Here is a 10,507-nt window from a genome sequence, read left to right on the forward strand (position 1 = left end):
ACACCGGCAGGGTGTCTGCGGTGGCGTTCAGCCCGGATGGGACGCGTCTGGCCACCGGCGGCGAGGCCGTGCGGATCTGGGACCCGGTCACCGGCCAGAGCCTCCAGACGCTCACCGGTACCACCGGCCACACCGGCAGGGTGTCTGCGGTGGCGTTCAGCCCGGATGGGACGCGTCTGGCCACCGGCGGCGAGGCCGTGCGGATCTGGGACCCGGTCACCGGCGAGAGCCTCCATACGCTCACCGGCCACACCGGCATGGTGTCTGGGGTGGCGTTCGGCCCGGATGGGACGCGTCTGGCCACCGGCGGCGAGGCCGTGCGGATCTGGGACCCGGTCACCGGCCAGACCCTCCAGACACTCGGCGACACCGGCAGGGTGTCTGCGGTGGCGTTCGGCCCGGATGGGACGCGTCTGGCCACCGGCAGCGGCGGGGCCGTGCGGATCTGGGACCTGGTCACCGGCCAGACCCTTCAGAGGCTCACCGGCGACACCGACTGGGTGTCTGCGGTGGCGTTCAGCCCGGATGGGACGCGTCTGGCCACCGGCAGCGGCGGGGCCGTGCGGATCTGGGACCCGGTCACCGGCCAGACCCTCCAGACACTCGGCGACACCGGCATGGTGTCTGCGGTGGCGTTCAGCCCGGGTGGGACGCGTCTGGCCACCGGCGGCGGCTGGGCCGTGCGGATCTGGGACCCGGTCACCGGCGAGGCAGCGACCATGATGCGGACGGACAGCAACGTGTTGTCCTGCGCCTACAGCCCTGATGGACACCTGATCATCGCAGGCACGACTGCAGGACTCTGTGCCTACACGCTACAGCCGTACACACGCTGATGTGCCAAGGAGTAGGTCGTCACGCGTGTATCCGGCCGGCCGGATACACGCGGTCTGTAGGTCCCGCTCCGTACGTGGCTACGACGACTGAAACCGGTTCCACCGAGGCGTCTCCAAGTGGCCCCGATTGGTGAAGATCGGATCGAGGCGAGCCGCGATGGTGCCGCCTGTGACCGGACGGTTCGATGGGTGGGGCCACTTCAAGCCGCCCCTCGATCTTCACGAAGTGGTCCCCAGCCGAGTCGCCTCGGTGGGGCCGATTACGGTCGCCGTAGCCACCGTACGCTCGCCGCGTCCGTCGAGGAGTCCGCTGTGACTGTCTGCGCCTTGTTGTCGGCCGCTGTCGGCGCGTGCGGGCGCTTTCGGGCCTGCCTGGTGGAGCCACGATGACCGAGCGCGTCACGATCTTACGACTGGTGCGATTTCCTGCGCGCCCGGATCGCCGAGGAGCAGCGGGCGGTCGAGGGCGCCGGGTTCGCTCCCGACGGGACCCACACGCATCCGTGGGAGCTCACAGAGGCGGGCGCGCCCAAAACCGGAGGTGCCGGACCGGGATGTGCGGTCATGCTGCACCGTCTGGTGCTGGCACGGCGCGCAGACCGGGGCCCCGGATGGGGGCAGGACGAGGACCGGTCGGTGGCGGGGTGGGGGCGTCGACGGGCTCGTAGGGTTGCCACAGATCGGGGGTGTGGTGACCGCGGTCCCACTGGGGGGCGCCTGTGAGGGCGACGATCCGGTGCCAGGGGATGTGCAGGGTGCGGTGTCGCCCGCCTGGGCTGAAGCCGAGGCTGGCCGTGGTGACGGACTCCAGGGTGCCGAACACGCTGGCCCACTGGCCGGCCGCGCCGGTCGGGCCGCACAGCACGTCGACGCGCAGCGTGCTCCAGTGCAGCCACGACACGAGGTTCTCCAGCGCTTCCAACTCCTCTGGTCCGCTCGGCACCCAACAGATGTACCCGCCGCTCAGGGAGTCCGCGAGCCGGTAGAGCCGCTCCTCCTCGCCAGCCAGGCGCTGCCCGCGTTCCGCGTGGCGGGCGCGTCGCTGCTCGGCGACGGCCGCAGCCGGGACGGGAGGCTCGCCGTCGCCGTCGCCGGGCAGCAGCGGGAACGCCGCACGCAGCAGCTCCACGGCCGCGTCCAGGTCGGCCGCGCGGCCGGTGACCGGCCCGCCGGCGGTGAACCGGGGCGGGTGGTGCGTGGGCTGGGCGGCCTGCTCCTTCTCCAGCTTGGCGACCAGGTGGGCCGGGGCGGCCACGATCGCGCTGTAGGAGGGCCCGGCGGTGTCCCCGCCGTTCCAGGACACGTAGTCGCCCACCTCGCGGTACCCGTGGGGGACGACCGGGCCCAGCACCGGGGAGGCCGCCAGGTAGGCGACCGGCGCGTCCCGGGTGCCGGTCAGCGGCCAGTCCCGAACCAGGAGCAGGCGCGACGTGGCGTCGGCCGACTCGGCCTCGAAGTCCTCCTCCAGGCGGGCGCACATGTGCGCGACCGCGTCCGGCCACCACAGCGCCAGTTCCGCGTCCGCCCAGGCCGACGGGCTCTCGTGCGCGCTCCCCGCAGTGCGCGGCGGCAAGGGCAGACGGGTGACGTCGACGACTCGTGCACCGGCCAGCTCCGCACCGGCCGCATCCCGGGCTACGGCGGCGGCACTGCGGGCAGAGTGGCCGCGGGAGCGCGCCGCCAGCCATACCCCGCAGACCAGCGCCCCGGCGTCCAGCTCCGGCGGCGGCCCGTACCTCCGCTCCCGCGTGCGGGAGACCTTGCCGACCGCTGCGCTCACCTGGTCCAGCGCCTGGCGCTGCGGGGATCCGACGGAACGGCGCACCGCGTCCCGGGCGCCGTTGTACGCCTCGACCTCGGGACAGTCGGCGGCGTAGGCGTCCAGGAAGTCCTGGTGATCGGCGGCGAGTTGGCGCCAAGCGCCGGCGAGCGTGTCGGCGTCTCCGGCGAGCGCGGTATCGGTGCGGGCCTGTTCCAGCCACTGCTCGACCTGCTCGTCGTCTGCGGGGTCGTGGCGGGCGGCGTTGCGGGCGTAGCCGAGCCAGGTCCGCGGTTCGCGATCCGTCAGCGCCCGGTCCAGGGTGTCGCGGCTGCCTGCGGCGAACGCGGCCGCCCGCCACAGGGCGTCCGGTGCGGGCGGCAGGACGATGGCGCACTTCTTGCAGACCCGGTCGAACAGCTCCAGCAGTGGATGGGTGGCGGCCTGGTCGGCGGGTTTGGAGTACTGGCAGGTCCCGTGGTGGTAGCGGCGCAGGCCAGGGTCCGGGGGCGGCACGTGGAACTTGGCGGTGCCGCGGCCGCCGGTCAGGGCGATCCGGATCGCGGCGAGGGCGGGCAGCGTGATGCCCAGGCCCGTGAAGCCGCGCGGGGAGATCTCAGGGAGAGAGCGTTCCACCGTTCAGCTCCCTGCGGCGTGGACCTGGACCGGACGGGCGCCCAGCGCGCCGCAGGCGCACGGCGGGGAGACGGTGTCCAGACGGGCGGGAAAGATCTGTGACCAGGCCAGCAGCGACGCCGTCCACTGCCCGGTGAGGAGGCCGTGCACCTCTTCCTCACCTGCCCGGCGCTTCGGCCCGGCCAGGACGGCGTGGGCGAGTCCGTGGCAGGCGATGTTCACCAGTTCCTCCCGCTCACGGCACGACTGCCCGAGCGGGTTGTCGGCCGCCATGGTCAGGCACCGGTACGCCTCCGCGATCAACTCGCGCTTCACCGGATCACCGCTGGCGCCCATGAGCGCAAGGAGGTCGGCGGCCACCTCGTTCAGGAACGCCGCGGCGTGCACCCCAGCCTCGGCGCCCGCGTGCAGCGCCCTCGCGTTGTAGGCGAGCAGCGTCCGCTGCAGAAGACCGTCGGGGGCCAGGGCATCTGTCACCCCCGAAGCGTAGCGGCGCTCTGCGGGCTGCCCGGGCGGTTCCCGAGCAGCCCGCAGACCGTCATCCGAGCACGGTCTCGGCGATCCGCTCGAACGCCGCACTGGCGGCCTGCTGCTCCCGGACGTCCTCCTCGTCAACGATGTAGGGGACGGCCGGGGCCGGCACGGGGAGCACGGTGTGCAGTCCGTCGAGGTAGTCCTGCGCGCGGGCGCCGGGCTGCTTCCGTGCGCCGAGCACTACGATCCCCGCGCATCCTGTTGCCGGGAACGGCGCGAACATGCCCTCGAAGTCGCCCGGGGCCAGCCGCCAGCGCACCTTCCACCGGTTCGCGCGCATGACCGCCAGCCACCTCTGGTCCCAACCGGCGGGAAGGCGTTGGCCGTTCGCGCCGGTGATCTCGTCGGCCAGCAGCTGCCACGGGTCGGGGCGGTGCCACACGCTCGCGACGCCGATCCAGTGGTCGGCGGCCTCGGCGATGATTCTCTGCTCGTGGGGGGCGGAGTCGAGGAGGACGACGTCGTACAGCGGGTCACGGGCCAGCTGGCGCAGCCGTACGGGGTCCGGCACTCCGTCTGTCACCGCGCTCTCCACCCGGACTCCGTCCGGAAGGCCGCCGGTGAACGCCCACCGCACAGAGCCCACAGGGTCAGCGTCGACCACCAGGACCCGAAGTCCCGTGGCGGCGAGCGCCCGTGCGAGCCCCACGGCCGTGCTGGTACGCCCCACTCCGCCGCGCCCTCGCCCGTTCGCGGCGTGGCCCCCGACCACGGCCAGCACCAGCGCCCGGTCCGCCGGCCGTTTCAGGGACCGCACCGGCCCGGTGCGGGGGGCTGTCGTCCGCACCACGGCGCCGCTGGCGGCGAGGAAATGCCGGAAGTCGTCCAGGGTCGGCACCTCGCCGTCCGCGCCGATGAGGGAGACCGCCGGCAGATCGCGGAAGGCGAGCAGGCGGCGCAGCACCCGGCTGCGCGCCGTCACGTCCCCCAGCCCTGCCTCGTAGGCTGGCAGCTGCTCGCGTTCGGCGGACGTCCACGTCGTCGAGGTGCGCATCGGGTTGCCGTCCTGGCCCAGCTCGGTGACCCACTGCTGCGCCTCCTTGGCGTCGTCGGCGGGCAGCTGCAGCAGGATGCTGGCGGCACTGTCCGGTCGGTACAGGACGACCCGGCCCTTGGGCAGGCTGCGGCACCGCAACCCCGGGATCCCCGCGACGGACAGACCCTCGACGTCGAAGTCGGGCTCGGGAAGCAGCAGATCGAGGACCCTTTCCCACAGACCGTCGGCCAGGTGCAGAACCAGGGAGGCTTGCGATGGCCGGACCCGGGTCATGCCGTAGACGGCACTGTCGAGAGGGTGGTGGCCGCGGTCGTATGCGTCATGGAGTTCGGAGAGGATCGCCGCCTCGAGCGCGGCCTGCTCCGGATGCCCGGCATCCGGGACGCCGTCGGGACCAGCAAGGTCGAGCCTGGCCTGGGCGTGGGTTTCACCGGTCAACAGAGAGCGCATCCGGGCACGCCGGGTTCCGAGGGGAGCCGCCATCAGGGCACCTTTCGTACACTGCCCGGCCAGCGTCGAAGGGTGAAGACATGCGGAAATCCCCATCACACGGACCGGTGCCCGCTTTGGCGATTCCCCCCGCCGTGCCGGGTGGCGGAGGATCGTCCGGGACCCTTGTCCGGCCCGGCTGCCACGCTACCAGCGCGCCGGACCGGACAGAGCCGGGATACCGAGACGGGCGCGGTCCAAGCGGTGCCGGGGTGCGGGTCCGTCCCAACTCGGCGGCAGTGCGGCCGGGTGCCCGGTCCGGCGGGCATGGTGGAGCTCACCGCCGCGTACACGGCTGTCCAGGCCGACCGGGGCGCGCTCGCACGGGACTTCGCGGACAGGGCCGAGGACACGGTCCGCCGTCTTGCCCGCCACCGGCACACCGATACCCGGCCGCTGGAGCGGTTGGCAGTGCATTGCGGGCTGTACCGGATCGAGATCCATCGCCGCCTCGGTGACCTCGACGCCGCCCTCGCCCACCCGCGGCGCCTGGACCTGAGGGCCCTGGGCTCGACGCCGGTGACACCGCCGAGGCCTTCACTCAGCTGCGCCTGGTCGAGCTCGCCGCACCCGGCGAGGCGAGCCGACCCTCGGTCCGCGCGGTGACCGCCCGCCTCGTCGAGGACCGGCCCGGACTACCGGGGCTGGCCACCTAGGCCTGCCGCACCGCGCCTGGAGCGAACGCACTGTCCTGATACAGCGGTTGCGCACACCCGGCCCCAGGGACGGGGTGCATTGTCTTCTTGTCTCCGGGCGCGAGAGGAGATCGTGCCTGCGTCAATGGGCTGAGGCCGCGCTGGCCGGAGTATGGGCGGGTGGCTTCGCGTCGTGCGACGTCTCCAGCCGACAGTGTGCCCACCGCCGGTTGTACTCACATTCCTCATCCGCCCGGTGCCCACCCGGGCCGGGGGTCGTCGGGCTGTCGCAGGATGACCGCAAGGCGGTCGGCCGTGGTGTACGGGATGCGGGGGTCGGCGAGGAACGCGGCCGGCTCGACGGTGCGGGTGACCATCAACGGCAGGACGCGCCAGGGGTGTTCGCCGTCGACACCGCAGGCCGCAGCTGCGTGGGCCGCGTACTGGGCGACGGTGGCGGCCTTGGGGAGCAGTTTGTCCCGGTAGCGAGTGGTGAACCTCTTCACGTGCTGTTGCAGGGCGTGGACCGCGACGGCACGGGTGGGGTTCTTCGCCTCGATCACCCACAGTCGGTGAGTGTCGGCGTCGGCGACCAGGAGGTCGATCTCTCCGATCAGGCCGGGGACGCCGAGCGTGGCGGCCGTCTTCTCCAGAAGGCGGAAGCGGTGTGGCAGTCCGGCATGGCGGACGGCGTCCCGCACGTCGTTTTCCAGGCGCTGGTTGAGTTGCTGGCGGTGGCGGAAGAGGGCTTCGCCGACGGGGTCGGGGAGCTCGGGGTGCGGGAGGCGGCCGTCCTCGAGGTTGGCCGCGTACATCTCCAGGGAGACGTGGGCGAGCCAGGGCAAGATGAACAGCTGCTCATCCTGCGTGATGAGAGGGTGGGTCAGCGGCCGGATACGGCGCTCGACCTCCGTGTAGGAGTGCTCGCCAGGGCCGGCGGCGTTGCCGGGGTGCAGGCGGAGGCGGTCGACGGCCGCATGGAGGCGGTCGGCAGGAAGCCCGGACCATGCGGCGCTCTCAGCGACCAGTTCCTCAAGCGTAGTTGTGGTGGTGCCGCTCTCGCCGGTGGGCCAGTCGATGGCGGTGGCGAGGACCGCGGCGATCGCGTCCAGGCTGCATCCCCAGTGCTGGATGAGGAGCTGGTCGGCCTTGGCGAGTTCGCTGCCGGCGGGAAGAGCCGCCCCCCTGAAGGCGACGGGCGTGCGCTCGTGTGTGCGGGCGAGCACGCCTTCCGCGTCGACCGCATCGAGCTCGGTGTCTGCGGCGGCCGCGATCATCTGCTCGTGGCGGGCGTAGTGGTAGGCGCTGGCGTCGAAGCCGAGATGAACTCCCGGAGGTGCGGTCCCGGCCTGGCTGGTGGGTGTGTCGGTGTCGACGGTGAACAGCCCGCTGGGGGCGATGGTCAGGACAAGGTCGTGCAGACGGCGCGCGGCTGCGACTGCTGTGTTACCGGTGTTGTAGACGACTTCGGCGAGTGCGGCGAGCTCGGCGACGGCAAGGACATCGACGGGTCTGTCGCCTACGGGCGGGGCGACGAGCGCCTGCTGCAGGAGCAGGTTCAAGGCGGTGGTGGCGGTCATGGCGTCCTGCTGCTGGCGCCGGGACTCGTCCGCGAGCGCCTACCAGCCGATCCTGTTCGATGAGCTTGCCCGGCATGAGCAGCTGTACGACATGGCGGTCCAGCACTGTCTGAGGCGCCACTCGGAGGGTTGGTGCTGTCGGGCCCTTCCCCGTCAAGTCCATGTGTTCAGCCGGAAGGGTTATAGCACCGGCGCACTCCCTGGCGCCACCGCAGTGGTTGCAGACGACTTCGCGGTTATTGAACGCCCTGCGGCCTGGACATGTCACCGGGAGCTGGAGTGTTGGCGCGCAGCAGTGCGGCTCCAAGGGGGGTGAGGGTGTGCAGCACGGATGCGGCGTGGCGATGGCTGACGATCAGTCCTGCGTCCCGCAGAGCGGTGGCGTGCTGGCTGGCGGAGGACGCGGAGACTCCGGCGGCGCGGGCGAGTTCGCCGGTGGTGGCGCCTGGGGCGACGGCGCGCAGGACAACAGCGCGGGAGCGGCCGAGCAGGGTTGCCAAGGGTGCGCCGGAGCTGAGGTCCCCTGGGAGCGCGGTGTGGTGGGGCTCGTGGCAGAGTGAGTAGATCAGGACAGGATCCAACGTGGTGTCGCTGAAGGCCACCGGGTTCCCCCAGCAGAAGTACGACGGGACCAGAAGGAGCCCGCGGCCGTTCAGGTACAGGTCTCGGTCCTCGGGATAGAGGGTGTGCAGGACGGGGCGCCGCCAGCGTAGACCAGGACCCAGGTTCTGGAGGATCCCCTCGATCCCGCCGTCGAGCACGGCGCGGGCGAGGGTGGACCGTTCGGCTTCGATGCGGGCCTGGACGCGGTCGCCGTGCGGGGCGATGACCGTGTCGTAGTAGGCCCGCATCGCCTGTACCAGATCCTTGCGCATGCCCGGCTCGGCCAGGCGCGGTGCCCAGGCAGGGGCTCCGCAGGTGCGGGTGAGGATGCCCACCTCGTCCACAACCCGGCGCCGTGGGGTGGCCAGGATTGCCTTCAGCCCGGCATCGAATCCTTCGGTGGCCTCGGGAGGGGTGAGGAAGTCAGGGAAATAGACGGCGCGCGGGACCAGTGGAAGTAACAGCGTGCGCAGGGTGCGCGTGAGACCTGCGTCGTCCAGCCGGGTGCGGGCGGTGCGATACCAGTCCGCGTAGGCCCAGCGGCCCCGGCGGGACTGAAAGCGGTGCAGGCTCGCACATAATTCCCACAGTGGGTCCGGTGAGGCCGCAACATTGGTCCGGGTCAAGTCGGCATCGGTGAAGTGGATACGGAGCACTCGATTCCTCCTCGTGGCCTGGGCTTTTCAGTCAGAGTGAAAAACCCTGGCTGGCCATGCTCGCGTCAGAGATGCTCATTGAGCAAACAGGCGCGAGGACGGCGCCACAACTCGGGGGAGTGCGTGCCACCATGAGGCGAGCGTTCGCTTCCGCGTGCACAGCCGCGGTGATCGTCATGTTCACTGTGGCTGGTTGCACCACAAGCACGAGTGACCAGTCAGACCCTTCTCAGCCGCAGAAGGGCACCGCGGCCAAGAGCTACACGACCCAGGGGCGGGAGCTGACCGACGCCGAGCAGATTCTCGTTCAGCGTGCGGAACAGATTCTCGTCAAGAAGTGCATGGAGGGGCAGGGCTTCAAATACTGGGTGTGGCTGCTGCCGACCGTCGACGACCTCAAGGGCAGTGGTTACGTGCTGACCGATGTCGACTGGGCGAAGGAACATGGCTACGGCAGCAAGCTCCGGGAAAAGGCACTGAAGGCTCAGCAAAACGACCCGAATCACGCGTACGCGAACGGGCTCTTGGAGAAGGAACGTGTCCGCTACAGCAAGGCCCTTGAGGGCGCACTGTCAAGCGGGCTACTGACGGCCGAGCTGCCCGGTGGCGGCGCCGTCCAGACTCCCCGTGAAAGCTGCAGGGCTGATGCCAAGGACCAGCTCTACGGCAACTTCGAGACCTGGTTCCGGGCCGAAAAGACCGCCACAAACCTGACCTCCCTGTACGTGCCGGATCTCGTTAAGGACGAGAGCTTCGTTAACGCGGTCAAAAGGTGGGCGGCGTGCATGCACAAGGCGGGCCACGACTACACCGACCCGCCGGAGATCCGCGAGAAGCTTTCGAAGCTCGCCCAGGGGCTGAGCGATGAGAAGGCGTACGCGACTGAGGCGGAACTGGCAGCCGCCGAAGCCGCCTGCGCCAACGAGACGTCGCTGGCCAACACGGCACGCACGCTGCAAACCGAGTACCGCGACAAGAAGCTCCAGCGGTACAGCGAGGACATCGCCACGTATCAGCGCATGAGCCTCGACGCGCTTGCCCGGGCCGAGGACATCACCGGCTCCACGGCCTGACGCCGCATGTCCCGCTGACATCACATGTCTCGTCCGGATTCCCCAGACGCCCCAGACTTCCGCGCCACCACCGCCGCGGAATTCCCTGCACCGCACCGACAGAACAAGGAGTGATCCACCATGCGCAAAATTCTGGCCACAGCCGCCACTCTCGGCCTCGCGGGCCTCGGAGTGATCGTCCCCGCCAACGGCGCACAGGCTGCGTCAGCCCACTGCGACGAGCTGTACAACCTCTTTCCTTACCAGTACTTCTATGCCTTCGCCGACACGGACTGCTACGACTCCCTCGGGTCCGCCGAAGGCGACGACTCGAACTGGGGTAACGCCTTCGGTCCATTCAAGTGGGGCGACACCAACGAAGCGGAGTCGATCATCCACAAGGGCACCTCTGGCAGGGCTGTCAAGGTCTTCAACGGGGCTGGCACTGACTGGGGCGGCGGGTACAACTGCATCAAGATGACCGAGTACTACGTCAGCGACCTCCGCAGGAACGACTTCACTTCTGGCTATGCCGTGGAGGACGCCATCAGCTCCCACAAGTGGGTGTGGGAAGCCGAGTGCAACGGCAACTTCATGCAGTGATCGTCCACTGACGTACGCGGCTCTCTGCCTGTGGGCCGGCGGCGAGGTGGTCGAGGCGTTCGGTGGCCGAGGTGCCGGGGGCGAGGCCGAGGAGTTCCATGGCGCGGTGGCGCTGGACGCCGGCTGC

9 protein-coding genes are annotated in these 10,507 nt (G+C 70.6%); 4 read left to right on the plus strand and 5 right to left on the minus strand.

The window, feature by feature from the left end:
• A partial coding sequence (locus tag ACWD3I_RS47070; protein ID WP_451084416.1) for a WD40 repeat domain-containing protein occupies positions 1-836 on the plus strand: 836 nt, incomplete at its 5' end.
• Positions 837-1,398: 562 nt separating this feature from the next.
• On the opposite strand, the gene ACWD3I_RS47075 is transcribed toward ACWD3I_RS47070, so the two are convergent.
• From ACWD3I_RS47075 to ACWD3I_RS47085, 3 genes are all read right to left on the minus strand, one after another.
• Positions 1,399-3,231 (minus strand): hypothetical protein, encoded by a 1,833-nt coding sequence (locus tag ACWD3I_RS47075; RefSeq protein ID WP_365407849.1) that lies wholly within the window; start codon positions 3,229-3,231, stop codon positions 1,399-1,401.
• Between the two features lie 3 nt (positions 3,232-3,234).
• On the minus strand, positions 3,235-3,708 hold the full coding sequence (locus tag ACWD3I_RS47080) for a hypothetical protein (protein ID WP_365407846.1): 474 nt from the start codon (positions 3,706-3,708) through the stop codon (positions 3,235-3,237).
• Positions 3,709-3,769: 61 nt separating this feature from the next.
• The gene (locus ACWD3I_RS47085; protein WP_365407843.1) at positions 3,770-5,245 is read right to left on the minus strand and encodes a nucleotide-binding protein; all 1,476 of its coding nucleotides are present in this window, start codon (positions 5,243-5,245) and stop codon (positions 3,770-3,772) included.
• 273 nt (positions 5,246-5,518) lie between these two features.
• Here ACWD3I_RS47085 and ACWD3I_RS47090 point away from each other — a divergent pair, with 273 nt between their 5' ends.
• Positions 5,519-5,857 carry a hypothetical protein gene (locus tag ACWD3I_RS47090; RefSeq protein WP_365407840.1) on the plus strand — a complete coding sequence of 113 codons (339 nt, stop codon included), beginning with the start codon at positions 5,519-5,521 and terminating at the stop codon, positions 5,855-5,857.
• A gap of 274 nt (positions 5,858-6,131) precedes the next feature.
• Here ACWD3I_RS47090 and ACWD3I_RS47095 read toward each other — a convergent pair whose 3' ends face one another.
• Entirely contained in the window at positions 6,132-7,466 is a 1,335-nt protein-coding gene (locus ACWD3I_RS47095) for a hypothetical protein (protein WP_365407837.1), read from the minus strand.
• A 236-nt stretch (positions 7,467-7,702) separates the two neighbouring features.
• On the minus strand, positions 7,703-8,725 hold the full coding sequence (locus ACWD3I_RS47100) for a helix-turn-helix domain-containing protein (RefSeq protein ID WP_365407835.1): 1,023 nt from the start codon (positions 8,723-8,725) through the stop codon (positions 7,703-7,705).
• 131 nt (positions 8,726-8,856) lie between these two features.
• On the opposite strand from ACWD3I_RS47100, the gene ACWD3I_RS47105 reads away from it, so the two are divergent.
• Positions 8,857-9,798, plus strand: coding sequence for a hypothetical protein (locus ACWD3I_RS47105; RefSeq protein ID WP_451084417.1), 942 nt, complete (start codon positions 8,857-8,859; stop codon positions 9,796-9,798).
• 120 nt (positions 9,799-9,918) lie between these two features.
• A complete protein-coding gene (locus tag ACWD3I_RS47110; protein ID WP_365407832.1) occupies positions 9,919-10,380 on the plus strand; it encodes a hypothetical protein in 462 nt (153 codons plus the stop codon).
• Positions 10,381-10,507: the final 127 nt, after the last annotated feature.

The sequence above is a fragment of the Streptomyces sp. NPDC002817 genome, assembly GCF_053592055.1.